This window comes from Amycolatopsis aidingensis (genome assembly GCF_018885265.1).
GTDB classification, from domain to species: Bacteria; Actinomycetota; Actinomycetes; order Mycobacteriales; family Pseudonocardiaceae; genus Amycolatopsis; species Amycolatopsis aidingensis.
Genome location: NZ_CP076538.1, coordinates 1,609,926 through 1,629,010, shown reverse-complemented (window position 1 = coordinate 1,629,010; position 19,085 = coordinate 1,609,926). Strand labels below are relative to the sequence as shown.

The 19,085-nt window shown below is 70.4% G+C and carries 16 protein-coding genes; 8 read left to right on the top strand and 8 right to left on the bottom strand.

From position 1 onward, the window contains the following. Positions 1-41: 41 nt before the first annotated feature. Entirely contained in the window at positions 42-1,373 is a 1,332-nt protein-coding gene (locus KOI47_RS07830) for a cytochrome P450 (RefSeq protein ID WP_216215301.1), read from the bottom strand. Positions 1,374-1,546: 173 nt separating this feature from the next. Here KOI47_RS07830 and KOI47_RS07825 point away from each other — a divergent pair, with 173 nt between their 5' ends. The 5 genes from KOI47_RS07825 (at position 1,547) to KOI47_RS07805 (ending at position 5,035) form a co-directional block, all read left to right on the top strand. Further along, entirely contained in the window at positions 1,547-2,533 is a 987-nt protein-coding gene (locus tag KOI47_RS07825) for a hypothetical protein (RefSeq protein WP_216215299.1), read from the top strand. Between the two features lie 281 nt (positions 2,534-2,814). Further along, positions 2,815-3,018: a hypothetical protein gene (locus KOI47_RS07820; protein ID WP_216215297.1), complete on the top strand. Its 204-nt coding sequence runs from the start codon at positions 2,815-2,817 to the stop codon at positions 3,016-3,018. Between the two features lie 25 nt (positions 3,019-3,043). Then, positions 3,044-4,150, top strand: coding sequence for a DUF1996 domain-containing protein (locus KOI47_RS07815; RefSeq protein ID WP_216215294.1), 1,107 nt, complete (start codon positions 3,044-3,046; stop codon positions 4,148-4,150). Then, positions 4,134-4,742, top strand: a complete 609-nt coding sequence (locus tag KOI47_RS07810; protein ID WP_216215292.1) for a ferric reductase-like transmembrane domain-containing protein — start codon at positions 4,134-4,136, stop codon at positions 4,740-4,742. The genes KOI47_RS07815 and KOI47_RS07810 overlap by 17 nt, the downstream gene beginning before the upstream one ends. Further along, positions 4,739-5,035 carry a ferredoxin gene (locus tag KOI47_RS07805; RefSeq protein WP_216215290.1) on the top strand — a complete coding sequence of 99 codons (297 nt, stop codon included), beginning with the start codon at positions 4,739-4,741 and terminating at the stop codon, positions 5,033-5,035. The genes KOI47_RS07810 and KOI47_RS07805 overlap by 4 nt, the downstream gene beginning before the upstream one ends. An 11-nt stretch (positions 5,036-5,046) precedes the next feature. Here the strand turns inward: KOI47_RS07805 and KOI47_RS07800 are convergent, their stop codons facing one another. After that, a complete protein-coding gene (locus KOI47_RS07800; RefSeq protein WP_216215288.1) occupies positions 5,047-6,429 on the bottom strand; it encodes an FAD-binding oxidoreductase in 1,383 nt (460 codons plus the stop codon). Positions 6,430-6,506: 77 nt separating this feature from the next. On the opposite strand from KOI47_RS07800, the gene KOI47_RS07795 reads away from it, so the two are divergent. The 3 genes from KOI47_RS07795 (at position 6,507) to KOI47_RS07785 (ending at position 9,396) form a co-directional block, all read left to right on the top strand. Next, positions 6,507-7,493 (top strand): helix-turn-helix transcriptional regulator, encoded by a 987-nt coding sequence (locus KOI47_RS07795; protein ID WP_408629897.1) that lies wholly within the window; start codon positions 6,507-6,509, stop codon positions 7,491-7,493. A gap of 72 nt (positions 7,494-7,565) precedes the next feature. After that, a complete protein-coding gene (locus KOI47_RS07790; protein ID WP_216215286.1) occupies positions 7,566-8,192 on the top strand; it encodes a class I SAM-dependent methyltransferase in 627 nt (208 codons plus the stop codon). A 136-nt stretch (positions 8,193-8,328) separates the two neighbouring features. Further along, positions 8,329-9,396 carry a baeRF3 domain-containing protein gene (locus KOI47_RS07785; RefSeq protein ID WP_216215284.1) on the top strand — a complete coding sequence of 356 codons (1,068 nt, stop codon included), beginning with the start codon at positions 8,329-8,331 and terminating at the stop codon, positions 9,394-9,396. Between the two features lie 78 nt (positions 9,397-9,474). Here the strand turns inward: KOI47_RS07785 and KOI47_RS07780 are convergent, their stop codons facing one another. From KOI47_RS07780 to KOI47_RS07755, 6 genes are read right to left on the bottom strand one after another with little or no spacing between them, the layout of a single operon-like run. Continuing rightward, the gene (locus KOI47_RS07780; protein ID WP_216215282.1) at positions 9,475-9,915 is read right to left on the bottom strand and encodes a hypothetical protein; all 441 of its coding nucleotides are present in this window, start codon (positions 9,913-9,915) and stop codon (positions 9,475-9,477) included. Then, positions 9,912-12,434, bottom strand: coding sequence for a multicopper oxidase domain-containing protein (locus KOI47_RS35420; protein WP_232376608.1), 2,523 nt, complete (start codon positions 12,432-12,434; stop codon positions 9,912-9,914). The genes KOI47_RS07780 and KOI47_RS35420 overlap by 4 nt, the downstream gene beginning before the upstream one ends. Beyond that, positions 12,431-13,138, bottom strand: coding sequence for a respiratory nitrate reductase subunit gamma (narI, locus tag KOI47_RS07770; protein ID WP_216215280.1), 708 nt, complete (start codon positions 13,136-13,138; stop codon positions 12,431-12,433). Before narI ends, KOI47_RS35420 begins: the two co-directional genes overlap by 4 nt. Continuing rightward, positions 13,135-13,761 (bottom strand): nitrate reductase molybdenum cofactor assembly chaperone, encoded by a 627-nt coding sequence (gene narJ, locus KOI47_RS07765; protein ID WP_216215278.1) that lies wholly within the window; start codon positions 13,759-13,761, stop codon positions 13,135-13,137. Before narJ ends, narI begins: the two co-directional genes overlap by 4 nt. After that, positions 13,758-15,317 carry a nitrate reductase subunit beta gene (gene narH, locus KOI47_RS07760; protein WP_216215276.1) on the bottom strand — a complete coding sequence of 520 codons (1,560 nt, stop codon included), beginning with the start codon at positions 15,315-15,317 and terminating at the stop codon, positions 13,758-13,760. Before narH ends, narJ begins: the two co-directional genes overlap by 4 nt. Beyond that, positions 15,317-18,967 carry a nitrate reductase subunit alpha gene (locus tag KOI47_RS07755; RefSeq protein WP_216215274.1) on the bottom strand — a complete coding sequence of 1,217 codons (3,651 nt, stop codon included), beginning with the start codon at positions 18,965-18,967 and terminating at the stop codon, positions 15,317-15,319. The genes narH and KOI47_RS07755 overlap by 1 nt, the downstream gene beginning before the upstream one ends. Positions 18,968-19,085: the final 118 nt, after the last annotated feature.

The window sequence follows — 19,085 nt, the reverse complement described above, 5'->3', positions numbered from 1 at the left end:
ACCACGATGCCGGTTCAGCTACCCCAGCGGGGTAAGGTATTTCACCGGCGTTCCGGGCACATCCGCAGGTTGCCGGGTAGCAGCGTCATGGCGGGCCGTGGCCGTACCGGCGGCCCCGGCACCGGCCGCAGCCGCCAGCGGGCGGCCAGGGTGGCCAGCGCCAGCGTGGTTTCGGTGACCGCGAAGTCGTCCCCGATGCACTTGCGCGTACCCGCTCCGAACGGGATGAACGCTCCCTTCGGCACGCCGGCCGCGCGCTCCGGCAGCCAGCGGTCCGGATCGAAGCGCCACGGCTGCGCGAACAGCGCGGGATCGTGCTGCAGGACGTACGGGCTGACCAGCACCGCGCTGCCCGCGGGCACGCGCAAACCATGCAGTTCGGTCTCGGTGACCGCCCTGCGGGTGATGATCCAGGCTGGTGGGTAGTGCCGCAGCACCTCGGTGATCACCCGCCCGGTGAACGCCAGCCGGGGCAGGTCCGCGTATTCCGCCGGGCGGCCGTCCAGCACCTCGTCCACCTCCGCGTGCAGCCGGACCTCGATTTCCGGATGTCGCGCCAGCTCGTGGAAGGACCAGGCCAGCGCGCTGGTCGCGGTCTCACCACCGGCAAAGAGCATGGTCATCACCTGGTCGCGCAGCTCGCGGTCGGACAGCGTGGCCCCGGTCTCGGCGTCCCGCGCGGTAAGCAGGGTGGAAAGCAGATCCGGGTGCCGCTCCCCGGAGCGGCGGTAACGCGCGATGGCGGCATCCACCACCCCGTGTAACCGGGCGCGCAGGCGCGCCTCGGCGCGGTTGTGCCGGGTCGGCAGCCTGCCGGTGACCGCCTTCACCGGGTTGAACATCCGGCCTTGCACCGCACGCAGCGCCACCGGGAAACCCTGCCGTACCTCGGCATGCAGGTCGGCGTCCAGCGCGGAGGACAGCAGCGCACGGGAGGTGATCCCGAGGATGAGCCCGTACATCTCCGCGCGGACATCGATCGGCCTGCCCTCCTGCCAGCCCCGCGCCGTGACCTCGGCCTGCTGCCGCATGGCGGCGGCGTAGGCGGCGATCCGCTCCCGGTGGAACGCGGGCTGCATCAGCAACCGCTGCCTGCGGTGGGTCTCCCCTTCCGAGGTGCCGAGGCCGTCCCCGACCAACGGCCGTAGCTGCCTGCCGCCCTCCCCCTTGTCGAACCACTTCGCCTGGACGACGAGGACCTCGCGGGTCGCGGCCGGTTCGGTGACCACCCAGATCGGCCGCGGACCCAGCTTGATCCGGACCACCGGGCCCTGCGCGCGCAGGCCGTCCAGGAATCCCAGCCGATCCCGCCGTAGCCGGTGCAGATGTCCGAGCAACGGCACCGCCCCGGCGGCCACCGGCGGAGCAGGCACGACCACACCCCTTTCCACGCAACCGGTTCCCGCCGACCAGTGTGCCCCGAAGGTGGCCTTCCTGGCGGCGGGAAGTCGGGTGAACCGGGGCGCGCCCGGGCCCGTGGTTGGGGGCACAGGTCGAGCAAAACCTTCCTACGACACGGCCTTCCTACGAAACGAGGAGAAAGTCCATGTTCCACAAGCGTATCGTCGTGCCGCTCGCCTCGGCCGCGGCTGGGCTGCTCGCGCTCAGTGGGTGTGCCGACCTCGGCGAGTCCGGTGGCGGGGTGTCGAACGGCAACCCGGCCCCGGTGGCCGACACCTCCCAGGCCGCGGGTGCCGGTGGTGGCGCACCGGCGGGGCAGGTCACGCTCAGCACCACCGAACTCGACGGCATCGGCGAAGCGGTCACCGATCAGGACGGTTTCACGCTGTATCGCTTCGACCAGGACACCGCGAAGCCTCCAGCCTCGAACTGCTCGGGCAGTTGCGCGCAGACCTGGCCACCGGTGATCGCCGACGGGCAGGTGGACGTGCAGGGCGTGGACGCCAACCTGGTCGGCAGCGTCCAGCGCGCGGACGGCTCGGAGCAGGTCACCATCGGCGGCTGGCCGGTGTACCGCTACGCCAAGGACGGCGGCCCTGGGAAGAGCTCCGGTCAGGGCGTCGGCGGTGCCTGGTACGCGGTGAACCCCACCGGCGGCAAGGCGGGCGCCGCGCAGGAGGAGGACTCCGCAGAGGCCACCGGAACCACGCTGATCGCCGACGAGGCACAGGGCGTCGGCCGGATCGTCACCGATGCCGAGGGCTTCACACTCTACCTGTTCACCGATGACACCAAGGAGCCATCGAAATCCAACTGCGAAGGTGAATGCGCCCAGAACTGGCCGCCGGTGATCGCCGAGGGCACGGTGGACGTGCAGGGCATCGACGAGAACCTGGTCAGCACCGTGGAACGCGCCGACGGCTCGGAGCAGATCACTATCGGCGGCTGGCCGGTGTACCGCTACGCCAAGGACACCGAGCCCGGGCAGGCGAACGGCCACGGCGTCGGTGGCAAGTGGTACGCCATGATGCCGGAAGGATGTAAATCCGAGGCGCCGCCGGTGGAGCAGTCCGAGGCCGGGGACTCCGATTCGGGCTCCGGCTCCACCGAGGACGGCGGCTACAGCTACTGACCGTCCATCCGCCGGTAACCGCCCGCGCCACAGCCCCGGTGGCGCGGGCGGTTTCCGCTCTCCGGAGCCAGGACCGGGCGAATATCCGGCGGGAGTTCATTGAACCGTGACCTGACGCGCATCGTATCTACGGGTGAAGGCCCCGCAGCGTCGCATCCCCCGGCGACGGCATTGTCCAATTCTACTGTGGACGAAACTATCCACAGTGGATAAAACTTGTGTCCATGACGGTTCCGTCGTGCTGACGCCTGCGCGGCCACGTTCGCGACAGGAAGGACGATATGACGCAAACCCGTCGCTCACTCATTCCCCTCGCCGCCCTGACCTGCGCCCTCGTGCTGCTCGCCACCGCGTGCCACGAGGGCAGCGCGCAGCAGGAGGCCCCTGGCGGGTCCCCGCGGTACGAGGCCGCCGCACCGCTCGAGGCCGGCCCGGCGAGCCCGGCGAACCCACAGTCCACCCCCTCCGGCCAGACCAGTTGTTGAGGACCGATCCGATCAGGAGGCAGTCATGGCACTGCACAAGACGCCAAGCCGCAAACGTAAACGGCTCATCGCCGGCATGATCGCCGGGTTGATGACGGTCGGCGCCGCCGTCGGCGTGGCCACCGCGTCGGCGCACGGCGGCTTCTACTACACCGGTGGTGGATCCGACCGTGGTGACCGATCCGACCGGGACCGGGACCGTGGTGGAGATCGCGACCGGGACCGCGACCAGGACGATCAGTCACCCGAGGAGGATCTGCTCGCACCGCCTTCGGAGGACTTCTACGTCGACATCCAGGACGTCGAGCCGAATGCCGGAGACCTGGAACTCGCTGCGTCCCCCGGCAGGTTCGTCACCCGGTGCGGCCGCAACGAGGAAAGGCATCTGAACTCGGCCAACGTCGTGATCAGTCCCGGTGTCTTCAACGGCGCACAGCATGTGCACGACTACGTCGGCAACCTCACCACCACCGAGAAGTCCGACAACCGCAGCCTGGCCGCGGGCGACACCACCTGCCGGTTCGGCGATCGCTCCACCTACTACTGGCCGGTGGTACGCGAGCTCGGAGTGCAGGGCGCCGACCAGAACCAGCCGGGCGGCGCGGTGGACGGCAACGTGGGCAGGATCCTGACCCCGGCCGAGGTCACCGTGGAGTTCCGCGGTAACGCGGAGGACAAGGTCTCCCCCATGCCCCGCTTCCTCCGCGGTGTCACCGGTGACGCCAAGGCCGTCACCAACGGTGACGACAACGTGAACGCGCAGTGGACCTGCACCGGCTTCGAGGACCGGCGGACGACCCAGTACCCGATCTGCCCCGAAGGCAGCAGTCTGATGCGTATCCTGGACTTCCCTGGCTGCTGGGACGGCGAGAACACCGACAGCGACAACCACCGGGATCACCTCCGGTTCGCCGAGCAGGACGGTGAGTGCCCGCGTGGCACCAGGGCGGTGCCACAGCTGCGCTACACGCTGGTCTACGACGCGCCGAACGAGGTGCAGGGCTTCGCCCTGGACTCCTTCCCCGAAGAGGCGCACAACCCCAAGACCGATCATGCTGCCTTCATCAACGTCATGCCGCGGCGACTCATGAACTTCGCCGTGAGGTGCATCAACAGTGGGCGTTCTTGCTGACAGCCTCTCCCCTGCCCTGGTGTCCGCCGCACCGGCGGGCACCGGGGTCAGGGGTGTCGCGGCGCTGTCCGCACGGGTCGCCTACGCGTTCATGTGCCTGACCCTGTGCTGGGGAGTGCTCACCACGACCGGCTGGGCACACCGGCTCGCCGGTCGCCGGACCGTGCGCGGCGGGCACCTGGTGCTGGCCACCATCACGCTGTGCTTCGGCACTATTCACGCACTGAGCTACCGCTTCCTCGGGCCCGATTCGCTCGGCCTGCCGACCTTGATGGTGCCGCTGCTGCCGGGAAGCCTGCTGCGGCACACGCTCGGCGTGGTGGGGCTACAGCTGATGCTGGCCATCGCCCTGACCGCGGGGCTGTACCGGTGGACCGCCTATCGCCGCTGGATCTGGCTGCACCGCACCGCGTATCTCGCGTTCCTGCTGCTGGTGCTGCACTCGCTGTTCGGCGCGATCGCGGGCGGCAGCCTGGCGGTGCTGTGGCTGGGCGGGACCACCCTGCTGGTGCCCGCGGTGACCCTGGCGGCGCTGCGGTTCCTGCCGACACGGACCTTGAAAAGATTCGGGATTCTCGAGGAGCGGGTGTGAGCTTCGAACGTTTTCGCAGTGGGCCGCGGATCAGCGTGGACAACGACCGGTGCGAGCTGTACGCGATCTGCCAGGCCGAGGCGCCCGGGCTGTTCGAACTGGGCACCGACGGGCGGCTGCGCTACCGGCGCAGGCTGACGGAGCGGGACTACGCGGCGGCGGCCGCGGCGGCACGCTGCTGCCCGATGCAGGCGATCTCGCTGCGCGGCCTCCCAGGGGACCGCGATATCGAACTCACCGGCAGGCCGGAGGACTCCGCGCCGCGGCGGACGCGACCGCCGCGGCAGCGGTGAGCCACCTTTGTTCAGGCAGGCGGGATGTTGTGGTTGAGCCGGAACAGATTGTCCGGGTCGTACCTGGCCTTGAGCTCGGCCAGCCGCCGGTAGTCCGCCGGTTCATAGGCCTCGCGCACCCGCTCGACCCCGGCCCGTTCGCCGTAGAGGAAGTTCAGGCAGCTGCCGAGGCTGCGCGGGGCCAGCGCGTCCAGGAAGCGCTGGTGCAGCGGGCGTACGGCGTCCAGCCCGGCCGAGTCCACCGCGGACAGTGTGCTCGCGATATAGCGCGCTGCCCGGTGCCCGACCGGGTTCGGGACCGCCGGCTGGCGAGCCATGGCCCCGCCGAAATGCCGCAGTTCGGCGATCTGCGGACGCGGCGCGTCCGGACCGGCGACCTCGAGCACCGCGTCGATGGCGGCGTCATCCAGTTCGGGCAGCAGGGCATGGCTGGCGTGATAGGGCATCGGAACCGGTGGTTCACTGTGGATGGTTCCGGACTCGGAGTACGGCATGTCCCGCAGTCCGCCGACCGGCTCCGGGCCGAGCGCGCGCAACGGCCCGAGCAGCCGCTCGGCCTGCCCGGCCGGACCGAGGAAGGCGACCCGGACATGGGCGAGCAGCCTGCCGCGCAACGCCTCGGGAACCCCTTCCAGATCGGGGAACGGGATGATCGCCACCGAGGAGGTCAGTTCCTCCGGGGCCCTCGCGGTCAGCTCCCGCCATGCGGTCAGCACCCGGGGGATCAGGTCGGCTGCGAAGTACAGCCCGCCCCCGTAGAGCCGGGCGACCGGCAGCAGGTCGATCTCGATCCCGGTGACGACGCCGAAATTGCCGCGCCCGCCCCGCAGCGCCCAGAACAGGTCCGGATCCGACTCCGCGGTGACCCTGCGCGCCCGCGCGTCCGGGGTGACCACCTCCACGGCAAGGACGTGGTCGGCCGCGTAGCCATACCGCCTGCTCAGCAGGCCGGCGCCGCCACCGAGGGTGTAGGAGACCGCACCGACATGCCCGGCGCTGCCGGACAGCGGCGCCAGCCCGTACGGGGCGGCCTCGTGGATCACCTGGTCCCACCGCACCCCGGCGGCCAGCCAGGCGGAACCCGTGTCCGGATCCACCCGGAGGCCGGTCATCCGGCTGGTGTCGATCAGCAGCCCACCTTCGGCCGCCACCGGCATCCCGTGCCCGGTGGCCTGCACCGCCACCGCCAGCCCGTGCTCCATCGCGAAGGCCACCGCGGCCCGCACATCCGCGGGGCCGGTGGCGCTCACCACCACGTCCGGCCGGTGCCAGGCCGCGGTCTGGAAGGCGGAGCGACCGGCGTCGTACCCCTCGTCCCCCGGCACCGCCACCGGGCCACGCACCGCGCCGGTCAGTGCACTCACGTCCACCGCTACCGTGCCGACGTCGCTCATGTTCTCGTTCCTTTCTTCCGGGGTGCCGACCGGACCGACAGTACGAAGGCTTTAGGACGTAAGTTGTCCTCAAGCCCATGGAGGCTGGAGCTGTGACGACCAACATGCCCGCCCGGATGCTGCGCCTGCTGTCCCTGCTGCAGGGCAGGCGCGAATGGTCGGGTGCCGAACTGGCCGAACGGCTCGGCGTGGCCGGGCGCACCGTACGGCGGGATATCGAGCGGCTGCGCGAGCTGGGCTACCCGGTCGAGGGCACCACCGGCACCGCGGGCGGCTACCGGCTGGCCTCCGGCAAGAACCTGCCCCCGCTGCTGCTTGACGACGAGGAGGCGGTGGCCGTCGCGGTCGGGCTGCGCACCGCGACGAGCGGGGTGAGCGGGATCGAGGAATCCTCGGTGCGGGCGCTGGCGAAACTGGAACAGGTGCTGCCGAGCAGGCTGCGCCAGCGGGTCACCACCCTCGGCGAGGCCACCGTCCACCTGCAGCCGCGCTCCGGCCCCCGGGTGGACCCGGCGATCCTGACCGTGCTGGCGGTGGCCTGCCGGGACCGGGAGCTGCTTTCCTTCGACTACCGCTCCCGGGACGAGGAGGTCAGCGGCCGCCGGGCCGAGCCGCATCACCTGGTGACCGTGTACGGGCGCTGGTACCTGGTCGCCTTCGATCGCGGCCGGGAGGACTGGCGCACCTTCCGGGTGGACCGGGTCGCCGCGCCGGTGCCTTCCGGGCGGAGGTTCGAGCCACGCCCGCTGCCGGCCGGGGACCCGGCGGGCTATGTCGCGGAGTCCATCGCGGCCGCGCCCTACCGGTACGCGGCGGTGGTGACCGTGCGGGCGCCTGCCGAGCAGGTGTCCGCCGCGCTGTACGCCCCGCTACCCCGCAAGGTCGAGCCGCTCGGCGAGCGCGAGTGCCGGTTGCGGCTCGGCGCCGACTCGCTGGCCGAGGTCTTCTGGCAGCTGGCAGGCGTACTCGGCATGGGCGCCGGGTTCACCGTCGAGGGCTCCGCCGAGGTGCTGGACTACCTCCGCGCGGCTGGCCAGCGGCTCAGCGGCTCCGTACCCGGATAAGGGTTGCCGGGCACGCCGTGGTGCGGAAGGCTCACCGGTTCCGGCGCCGATAGCGGGAGAGGGATGGTCGCCATGTCCAGCGTCTCGAGGCAGGAGAAGCTGCGCCGGTACTGGGATCGGCACTCCCGGTCCTACGACCAGCAAATGGCCTTCGCCGACCGGAAGTTCTTCGGGGACACCAGACAGTGGATCTGTGACCAGGCGCGCGGCGAGGTGCTCGAGGTGGCCGTTGGCACCGGCCTGAACCTGCACCGGTACCCCGAGGACGTGCGGCTCACCGGCATCGACTTCAGCCCCGCCATGCTGGAGCAGGCACGCATGCGGGCGGAGCGGGCCGGGTCGGCGGCCGACCTGCGCCTCGGGGACGCCCAGGAGCTGGAGTTCCCCGACGCCTCCTTCGACACCGTGGTCTGCACCTTCTCGCTGTGCGCGGTGCCGGACGACCGGGTGGCCGTCGGGCAGATGTGGCGGGTACTGCGCCCCGGCGGGCTGTTGCTGCTCGCCGACCATGTGGTGAGCACCGCGCTGTTCGCCCGCGCCGTACAACGCCTGCTGGAGGTGGTGTCCGTTCCGGTCGGCGGGGAGAACTTCCGGCGCAGGCCACTGTTGCACGTGCGCGAGCAGGGCTTCGACATCGAGCGGCACGAGCGCTTCAAGCTCGGCATCGTGGAACGTCTCGCCGCCCGCAAACCCGCCTGACGGCCGGCGTGCCGGTGCGTGGCCGCGGACGGGACCTGAGCCCTTCCGGACCAGGGACCATCGGCTCTCTCGCCCGCCGCGAGGTTGCGGTCAGGCTGAGCTGGACGAGCTCACCGGGCGATCCTAAGGAGCTGCCGTGGACCTGCTTTCCCGCGCGGAGCTGGACCTGCTGATCAGGCAGCCACCGGCACCCAGCGTGTCGGTCTACCTGCCGACACACCGCAGCGGATCGGCGACCGGACAGGACCCCATCCGGCTGCGTAACCTCCTCGACAGCGCGCGCGCAGAACTGCTCGGCACGGGGCTGCGGGGAGCACGGATCGCGGACATCCTGCGGCCGGCGAACGAGCTGGTGGCGAACGCCGGTTTCTGGCGGCACCAAAGTGATGGGCTCGCGTTGTTCCTGCGCGCGGGCTGGGCCCGCTGGTTCCGCCTGCCACGCGCCTTCGCCGAGCGGGTGCTCGTGGCCGACCGCTTCCACATCTCCCCGCTGCTTCCCCTGCTCACCGAGGACGGGCGCTTCCTCGTGCTGGCGCTGAGCGAGAACCAGACCAGGCTGCTGTCCGGGACGCGAGACCGGATACACCAGGTCGCGGTACCGGACCTGCCACACGGGATCGCCGGGGCACTGCGGTTCGACCAGCCGGGGCGTGAGCACGGGTTCCACACCGGGGAGCGGTTCGGACTGCGGGTGCGGACGATCCAGCACGGCCAGGGCGTCGGTGCCGAACTCGAGAACGAACGCTTGCACCGATACCTACGGATCGTGGACAAGGCACTGCGTGGCAGCCTGCCCAGCGAACGAGTGCCCCTCGTACTGGCCGGGGTAGACCGGATCAGGGCCGCCTACCGCGGACTCACCAGCTACCCGCACGTGCTGCGCGAAGGTATCGAGGGCAGCCCGGACAGGTTGACGGCCGCCGAACTGCACGCACGGGCATGGGCACTGGTGGAACCGCTTTTCGCCAGCCGCGCCGCCGAGGCGGCGGCCGCCTTCCGCGCCGCGGAAGGTACCGACCTCGCCCTCGACCGGCAGGCCGAGGTGCTCGCGGCGGCCGAGTCCGGCCGGATAGCGGTGCTGTTCCTGCCGGAAGGCGCGGACCCGGCGCTGGAGCCCGCGGTGGTCGGCACGCTGCGCACCGGCGGCACCGTCTACCCCGGGGCACCGGGCCGATCCACGGTCGCCGCCCTGCTCCGTTACTGACCGGCGCCTGAGACGGCGCACGGCGAGATACCGTGGAGCGCGACCGAGTACAGCCCGCGCCACGAGGACCGTTGGGCGTCAGCCCGCCGTCAGGCCGGTGGCAAGCAGCAGGACACCGAGGGAGCCGGTGAGCGCGGCGGTCGCGGCGGCCCTCGCCAGCCACGCCCTGCCTCTGCCCTGCGCGATACCGTGTACTGACGCCGCCACCATGACCAGGGCGAACAATGCGAGCTTCGCGAGGAGCAGCCGGCCGTAGCCCGCTTCGGTCAGCGATTGCCAGGTCACGCCGTTGTGCCAGGCCAGCAGTAGGCCGGTCGCGAGCTGGCTGGGCAGGAACACCGCCATGGTGATCACCGCGAACCGGCGGCCGACCGACCTGAGCACGCTCACGCGCCTGTCCGGCCCCAGTAGCGTACGCACCGGAGGCAGTACGGCCAGGCTGATCGTCAGCTGACCGCCGACCCACAGCGCGGCACCCACAATGTGCACGAAGCGAACCAGCGTCCAGACGTCGATCACGGAACCACGTCCACGAATCCTCGCGCCCCGCCCTCGGCATGCCGCATGTCGTGGTCCACGAAGGGGTAACGCCCCGGCTCGGGGAAGGTCAGCTCGGCGAACCCGCCCTGCGCCGGGGCGAGACCCAAGGTCTGGGCTCCGCCGTCCGCGCCGGGGCGCAACGCCCAGGCTCCCTCGCGATACACCGTGTCGAACTGGCCGCCGACCACGTGAAAGCTCAGCGTGCCACCGGGACCCGCGTTGACCACCCAGAACCGCACCCGCTCCCCCGCCCTCGCCGCGAGCGGTGCGTGCACGTACTGCCCCGCCGTTCCGTTGAACTGCCAGCCATCCGGTGCTCCCGCGTCGATCTTCGCGACCTGCGGGTCACTTCCTGGCTCTCCGGCGTAGAGCTGCGCTCCGACCAGCAGGTACTCCCGGTCCACGGGCGGCAGCCGGGGCGGATCGATGATCACCGCGCCGTACATGCCGTTCGCGATGTGCTGGGACATCGGGGTGGCCGAGCAGTGGTACAGCCACGCACCGGCCCGGCGCGCGGTGAAGCGGTAGACAAGGCGTTCCCCCGGCGCAATCGTGCGCATGGGCTCCTCCGGGGCGAGCGCTCCGGCGTGGAAGTCGACGCCGTGCCCGAGCGAACCATCGTTGACGAGGGTGATCTCGAACCGGTCGCCGACCTCGCCGCGCAGCGTGGGACCGGGTGTGGTCCCACCGAAGGTCCACCTGCGCTGCCGGTGACCGGGAGCGAGCTCCAGCTCCGTCTCGGACACCCGCAGCTCGACCCGGTGCAGCGTGCCCGCGTCCGCGGGAGGCAGCGCGGCGTCCCGGGGGCGCCAGCCGGGGCCGGGCCGGGCCGCCGGGTCGATGCCCTCGGGCCCGGCTCGCCCGTCCCCCGCGGGCCGGATCGTCATGGTCATCCCGGCCGCGCGGTGGCCGGTGATCGTGCACCAGCCATCGACCGTGCCGTCGATCACGCCGGCGTCCAGTAGCTCGCTGTCCCCGCTCCCGAGCCGGTCGGTGCGCGCGCCGTTGGCCAGCCGGAGGTCATGTGGCGCGGCGCCGTTGTTGACCACGCGCAGCATCAAGCGGGTGCCGGGCGGCACCCGCACCACGGGCGGGTCGATACGCATCTCCGCCAACTCGACCTGCACGGTACGCACCGGGGCAGCCGAGGACGGTTCCGGGGAGCCGGGGGCACCGCCTGCCCCGAGCAGCACCGCGCCGACCGTCGCGGCCAGCCCGACCGCGATGCCGATCGTCGTCGCCCCTCCATGGTTCGACGCGGGCAGCGCCCCACGGACGACGACCGGCACGGTCACCGACATCGCCAGCAGCACGAAGGCACCGAAGCAGATCGCGGCAAGGACCCAGCCCAGCGACGGCAGCGGGGTGGGCAGGTCAACGGCAACCAGCACCGCCGCCACGTTTCCGCCGATCACCCGCACCTGCCAGGCGCGGCCGAGCACCGCGGCGACCCGCTTGTGCTCGGCGGGACCCCGACCGAGCACGACCGGGAGCAGCTGGGTCAGCGCACCGGTCAGGATCTGTGCCCCGAATCCGACGACCAGCACGGGCAGCAGGTCACCGACGACCATGGCCGGGGCATCCGGTTTCCCCGCGCCGAGCAGCAGACCCGCTTCGATCAGGACCGCCGCGACGAACCAGAACGAGGCAGCGGCCAGCATCCACGGCGCGGGCCTGCGCGGGCGCTGTCGCAGCATGGCGAGCTCGAACGGGGCCAGGCTCACACCGGCGGCGATCGCGTAGGCGACCAGGCCGGCCAGCACGGTCCAGGCACTGGCAAGCACGAAACCGGCGGTCATGGCGGCCAGGCCGGCGAGAAGCAGCGGTAGCACCCGCCGAGCCAGCCGCATCGAGTCCGCGGGCATCCGGGTGCGCAGCGCGGTGGGCCAGAGGGTGAACAGCGTGCCCAGTACCGAAAGGCCGAGCCAGCCGAACAGGTTGAGGTGCGCGTGCGCGGGTAGCAGGCGGGCGTACAGCCCCATCCCGCCCGCGGTCAGCGCGCCGCCCAGGGTGCCACCGATGGCCAGTGCGACCGCGGCGGCCGCGTAGTACCCGACCAGGTACCCGTATCCGCCGGTCAGCGCATGCCGCCGGAGCCGCAGCAGGTGTATCGCGTGCACCGTGGCCAGCACGGTGATCCCGGCGGCACCGGTACCAGCCACCCAGTGCACCCCGGTACCGACCCCGAGCAGCACCAGCAGCACGGAGACGTTCAACGCGCCCAGCCCGAAACCCATCCGCCGCGGTGAAGGGGACGGCACACGGCACAGTGCCACCACGAAGTGCATGGACCAGACGACGATCGCGTTGGTCAGTGAGCCGAGCAGAAAGGCATGTAACGGGAGCCATACCGGCAGGCCGAGTTCCCGATGCACGGCAAACAACAGCACCGCGACCGCGAGCCAGGCCAGCACCAGTAGGTTGCCCCATGCGATGAACGGGCCCTTGAAACCGCGCGGCGGCCTTCCCGGCGGGCGCAGGTCGAGTGGTTCACTCATCGTCCGGCCCTCGCAGCCGTCCGGCCCGCGGAACGGCGGCGGTACACCACGTACGGGCGCCACAGGTACGCGATCGGCGCCGACCAGACGTGCACCAGCCGGGTGAACGGCCACATCGCAAGGAACACCCACGCGGTGAGCGCGTGCAGCTGGTACACCAGCGGCGCCCCGGTCATGAGCTCCGCATCCGGCTGGAGATAGAAGATGCCGCGGAACCACACCGCGACGGTCTCCCGGTAGTCGTAGCCGGGCCCGAGCAGGTTGATCCCGACGGTCTCGGCCATGCCGAGCCCCACCACCAGCGCCAGCATGGCGAACATCGCCTTGTCCATCCGGCTCGTCCGGCGGCGCACCCTCCCGTTGACGAAACGGCGAGCCAGCAGCAGGGCGAGCCCGGCGACGACCATCACCCCGGCCACCGTGCCTGCCCCCACCGCCACCAGGTGATAGGTATCCTCGGAGACGCCGAGCGCCGCTGTCCACGATTTCGGCACCAGCAGCCCGAGTACGTGCCCCGCGATCGCCGCGAAGGCACCGAGGTGGAACAGCGGCGAGCCGAGCCGTAGCCAGCGGCTCTCCAGCAACTGCGAGGTGTGCGTGGTCCAGCCGAACTGGTCGGCTCGCCAGCGCCATACGTGTCCCAGCACGAACACGGTCAACGCCACATAGGGCAACACGACCCACAACGCGATACCCGAGGTCATGCCCTCGCCTCCGTTCCGGTCAGGTACTGCGGCGGGACGAAGGGATCCAGGCCGACCTCCTCGGCAGGCGGTCCGTCCGCAGCCAGCTCGGTCAGCGCCCTGCGTTGCGCGGCGGACAGCCCGGGCAGCAGCTCGCACAACGCGTCGAGCACGCCCGCGTACGGGGATCCGGCTTCGTGCAACGCGGTACGGATGAGCTCGATGCCCTGGCGGTGCTGCCGCAACGGCGCCTCGCCCCGCTGCCCCTCGAGCGCCGCGAACTCGCACACAATGGGCAGGAAGTCGGGTAGCTCACCCGCCGGCGGGACGAGACCCGCGGCGCGATACCGCTGCTTGAGCAACAGCAGCGCCATCCCGCGCCGCCGGGTGTCGCCGTGCAGGTAGTAGGTCAGGTAGAGGCTGCTGCGCCTGCGCAGGTCGAAGGTCTCCACGTAGTGCCGCGCAGGCTCCAGCGGGTCCGCGGCCAGGAACCAGTCGAGGAACCCGTCCAGATGCGCGCGCTGCGCCGGATCGGTCAGTCGCCGCACGGCACCGGCGAGCTCCGCCCGCCCGGCGAGCAGTTCCTCGTCCGGGTACTGGAGCAGCAACGAAACCAGTCGCAGCACGCGAGCCCGATCGGTCATGACCTCGCCTCCCTGCCCCGGTTGCCGGACACCACGCTCAGCGGCAGGTGCACCCTTCGGCCCCCGTTCCCATCGGTGCTGCCCATGCCCGGCCCGCCGGCCGAGTCGAGGCTGCAGCCCGTGGTCAGCCCGGCCAGCCCGGCCGCTTCCTCCTTGTGGGTCGCCGGGATGACGTAGCGTTGCTCGTACTTGGCTATCGCCAGCAGCCGGTACATCGCCTCGATGTCCGTCGCGGGCATCCCGACAGCGGCGGCCAGCTCCTCCGGCGCGCTCCCGTCGAGCGTGCGCTCGCGCATGTATCCGCGCATCGCGGCGAGCTTCATCAGCACGCCCGCGACCACCTCAGTGTCGCCAGCGCTGAACAGGCTCGCCAGGTACTCCACCGGGATGCGCAGGTCACGGATGGCGTGGAACACATCGTCCGGGTCGGCGTTGTCACCATCCGCATCGGAAACCGCGTCCAGCACGGGGGACAGCGGCGGGATGTACCAGACCATCGGCATGGTGCGGTACTCCGGATGCAGCGGGAGCGCGACACGGTAGCGGATGGCGAGGTCGTACACCGGGGAGCGGCGCGCCGCCGCCAGCCAGTCCTCCGGGATCCCCTCGGCGCGCGCCGCCTCGATGACGGCGGGATCGGCCGGATCGAGGAAGACCTCGCGCTGGGCTTCGAGCAGATCGGCCGGGTCGGGCACGCTTGCCGCCGCGGCCACCGCGTCCGCGTCGTAGAGCAGAACCCCGATGTAGCGCAGCCTGCCGACGCAGGTCTCCGCGCACACGGTCGGCTGCCCCGCCTCGATCCGGGGGAAGCAGAAAGTGCACTTCTCGGCCTTGCCGGTGTGGTGGTTGACGTAGACCTTCTTGTAGGGGCAGGCCGACACGCACATCCGCCACCCCCGGCAACGGTGCTGGTCGACCAGCACGATGCCGTCCTCGACGCGCTTGTACATCGCCCCGGAAGGGCAGGCCGACACGCAGGCCGGGTTGAGGCAGTGCTCGCAGATCCGGGGCAGGTGGAACATGAACGTCCGCTCGAACTCGAACCGGACCTTGTCCGCGGCCGCCTTCGGCATCCCGCCGATGTTCGGGTCACCTCCCGCGTGCTCGGCCGCGCCGCCGAGGTCGTCCTCCCAGTTGGCGCCCCAGGTGATCGCCGTGTCCTTACCGGTGAGCGCGGACTTGGGCCGGATGACCGGAGTATGCGCGCCTGCCGGTGCGTTCAGCAGGGTGTCGTAGTCGTAGGTGATCGGTTCGTAGTAGTCGTCGATCGAGGGGAGGTCCGGGTTGGCGAACAGGTTGAGCAGCCGCCTGACCCGGCCCCCGGAACGCAGCTTCAGCCTCCCGCGCCGGTCCAGCTGCCAGCCACCGCGCCAGCGCTGCTGGTCCTCGTAACGCTTCGGGTAACCGACTCCCGGCTTGGTCTCCACGTTGTTGAACCAGACGTACTCGGTGCCGTCCCGGTTGGTCCAGGTCTGCTTGCAGGTGACCGAACAGGTGTGGCAGCCGATGCACTTGTCCAGGTTCAGCACCATCGCGATCTGCGCCATGACCCGCATCAGTAGGTCACCTCCTGGCCGCGGCGACGGATCACGGTGACCTCGTCGCGCTGGTTTCCGGTGGGGCCGTAGTAGTTGAAGGCGTAGGTGAACTGGCCGTAGCCGCCGATGAGGTGGGTCGGCTTGAGCAGCAGGCGGGTCAGCGAGTTGTGCACACCGCCCCGCTTGCCGTCCAGCTCGGTCCTCGGCACGTTCACGTTGCGGTCCTTGGCGTGGTACATGTAGACCGTTCCGGCAGGCATCCGGTGCGAAACGACAGCCCTCGCGACGACGACCCCGTTGCGGTTGTATGCCTCGACCCAGTCGTTGTCCGCCGCCTCGATCTTCGCGGCGTCCACTGTAGACATCCAGATCGTCGGCCCGCCGCGGGACAGCGCCAGCATGTGGGCGTTGTCCTGGTACTCGGAGTGAATCGACCACTTCGAATGCGGCGTAAGGTAACGGACGGTGACCTCGGCCCCGCCGGTGCCGAGCCGCTGATCCCCGAAGTGGCCCGACATGTTCAGTGGCGGCCGGTACACCGGGAGCTGCTCACCGAACTCGGTCATCCAGTCGTGATCGACGAAGAACTGCTGGCGCCCGGTGAGTGTATGCCACGGCTTGTCCCGCTCGACGTTGATCACGAAGGCCGAGTACCGCCTTCCTCCGCTCTCGCTGCCCGACCACTCCGGGGAGGTGAGTACCGGTTGCGGCCCCTTCTTCGTGTCCTCGAAGGAGATCCGGCTACCCGCGTGCTCGGTGCCGAGATCGGCCAGCCTGGTGCCGGTACGCCGCTCGAGTGTCTGAAAGCCCTGCGCGGCAAGGCGCCCGTTGGTGGCGGCGGACAGGGCGAGAATCGCCTCGCACATGTGTTCCGCCGTCGCCAGCGACGGGCGGCCGTCGGCGACACCGCCGGTGCGCACGCCGTTCTGGCTGCGCAGGTATCCGAGTTCGGGTAACACATCGTAGGTGATCCCCTTGGTGGTGGTGCCGAGCTCGTCCAGCAACGGACCGATCGCCCGCATCTTCGCCCCGATCGCGGGGTAGTCGCGTTCGATGGTGATCAGTTTTGGCATCGTTTTGCCCGGTACCGGCTCGCATTCCCCGAGCTTCCAGTCCCGCACCCGCCCACCGGGCTGGGCGAGCTCGTCCGGGGTGTCGTGGGCGAGCGGTACCGCGAGGATGTCGGTACGGGTACCGAGGTGGTCCTTGGCCAGCTCGGCGAACCGGTCGGCGATGCCGAGGAAGGTGTCGTAGTCCGAACGTGTCTCCCACGGCGGCGCGATGGCCGGGTTGAAGGCATGTACGAACGGATGCATGTCTGTTGTGGACAGATCGTGCTTCTCGTACCAGGTCGCCGCGGGCAGAACGACGTCGGCGAACAGCGCGGTCGAGGTCATCCGGAAGTCCACCGTGGTGAGCAGGTCGAGCTTGCCATCGGGAGCGTCGGCGTGCCATGCCACCTCCTGCGGCCGGCTCCCTGCCGGCGTCTCCTCGCTACGCACCGAGGCATCGGCACCGAGCAGGTGGCGCAGGAAGTATTCGTTGCCCTTCCCTGAGGAACCCAGCAGGTTGGCCCGCCACACGGTCAGCGCGCGCGGGAAGTTGACCGGATCGTCCGGATCTTCCGCGGCGAACCGGAGGGACCCGGCGCGCAGCTCGGCGACCACATGCTCGGCCGGGTCGCGGCCTGCCCGCGCGGCCTCCTCCGCGACGGTGAGCGGGTTGCGGTTGAAGGTGGGATGCGACGGCAGCCAGCCGAGGCGCGCGGCCTTGGCATTGCAGTCGGCAAACGCCTTACCCGCGAGCTCCCCCTTGCCGAGCGGGCTGGCCAGCTCGTCGGCGCGGAAACCTTCGTATCGCCACTGGTCGGTGGCCAGATACCAGAAAGCCGTGCCGGCCATATGCCTGGTCGGCCGCTGCCAGTCGAACGCGAACGCCAGGTGCTGCATCCCGGTGACCGGGCGGGCCTTCTCCTGTCCGACGTAGTGCGCCCACCCGCCACCGTTGCGGCCCTGGCAGCCGGTGAGCAGCACCAGAGAGAGAAAGGCCCGGTAGATCGTGTCGGAGTGGAACCAGTGGTTGGTCCCCGCACCCATCGCGATCATCGAACGGCCCTCGGAGCGCTCCGCGTTGCGCGCGAACTCCCTGGCGATCCGGGCCGTCGTCGCGGCGGGGACCGAGGTGATCTCCTCGGCCCATGCCGGCGTGTACGGCAGGCTCGCGTCCGCGTAGGACCGTGGCCATTCCCCTGGAAGCTCGGGCCGGTACACGCCGTACTGCGCGAGCAACAAGTCGAAAACGGTGGTGACCAGCCGGTCGCCGACGCGCAGCGCGGGCACGCCACGCCGCATCGTGCCGCCGCCCTCACCCCCGCCGACATCGAACCGGGGAAGTTCCACCGGCAGGTGCTCACCGGCCCAGCGGTACAGGGACAGCGCCGGATCGACGTCGCCGAGCTCCAGGTTCCACCGGCCCTTGCCCGACTCCGTCCACCGGAAACCGAGCGAGCCGTTCGGGATCACCGTCCCGCCGGTGCGGTCGTCGAGCAGCACCGTCTTGAACTCCGCTCCCTCGCCTTCCTCGCCGAGGTCGGCCGCGGTCAGGAACTTGCCTGCCTGGAACGAGTCACCCCGTCGCTCGAGGGTGACCAGGAACGGCAGATCGGTGTACCGGCGCACGTAACCGGAGAAGTACGGCACCTCACGGTCGCGGAAGAACTCGGTGAGGATCACGTGCCCCATCGCCATCGCCAGTGCACCGTCGGTTCCCGGATGCGGAGCCAGCCAGTCGTCTGCGAACTTGACGTTGTCGGCGTAGTCCGGGCTGACCGCGACGATCTTGGCGCCGCGGTAGCGCGTCTCGGTGAGGAAGTGCGCATCCGGAGTGCGGGTCACCGGAATGTTCGAACCCCACATGACCAGGTAGCTGGAGTTCCACCAGTCGGCGGACTCCGGCACATCGGTCTGGTCGCCCCACACCTGTGGTGAGGCGACCGGGAGGTCGGCGTACCAGTCGTAGAACGACAACAAGGTACCGCCGATCAGCGAGTGGTAACGGGTACCCGCCGCGAAGGAGGCCATCGACATCGCCGGAATGGGCGAGAAACCGACGACACGATCCGGGCCGAAGGTCTTGGTGGTATGCACGTGCGCGGCCGCGACGAGTTCGGTTACCTCCTCCCATGTGGACCGGACGAATCCGCCTTTGCCGCGAGCGCGTTTGTAGGTTCGCGCGCGTTCGGCGTCACCGGTGATCTCGGCCCAGGCCGCGACCGGATCCCCGAGCCGCTGCCGCGCCTCCCGCCACATCTCCAGCAGCACACCACGGACGTAGGGATAGCGCACCCGGGACGGCGAGTAGGTGTACCAGGAGAAGGACGCACCGCGCGGGCAGCCACGCGGCTCGTACTCCGGGGAGTCGGCTCCGGCCGACGGGTAGTCGGTGGCCTGGTGCTCCCAGGTGATCAGCCCGTCCTTGACGAAAACCTGCCAGGAGCAGGACCCGGTGCAGTTCACCCCGTGGGTGGAGCGGACGACCTTGTCATGTGCCCAGCGGTCTCGATAGAACCGATCCCATTCCGAAGGGTCGATCTGGTGCAGGGTGTGCCCGTCCGCGGAGACCTCCGCGCGACTGAGCAACCGGCGAGCGGGCAGCAGCGGGTCAGACATGGGCCTACCCAAACCGAACAGCGGGAGCGCAAGCCAGGGACCAAGGTCACCGTCTGGGATGGCCTTTGCTTCCGGGTTTCATGGCCGGACGCCCTATCCCGAAGATCGCCGGAGGAAC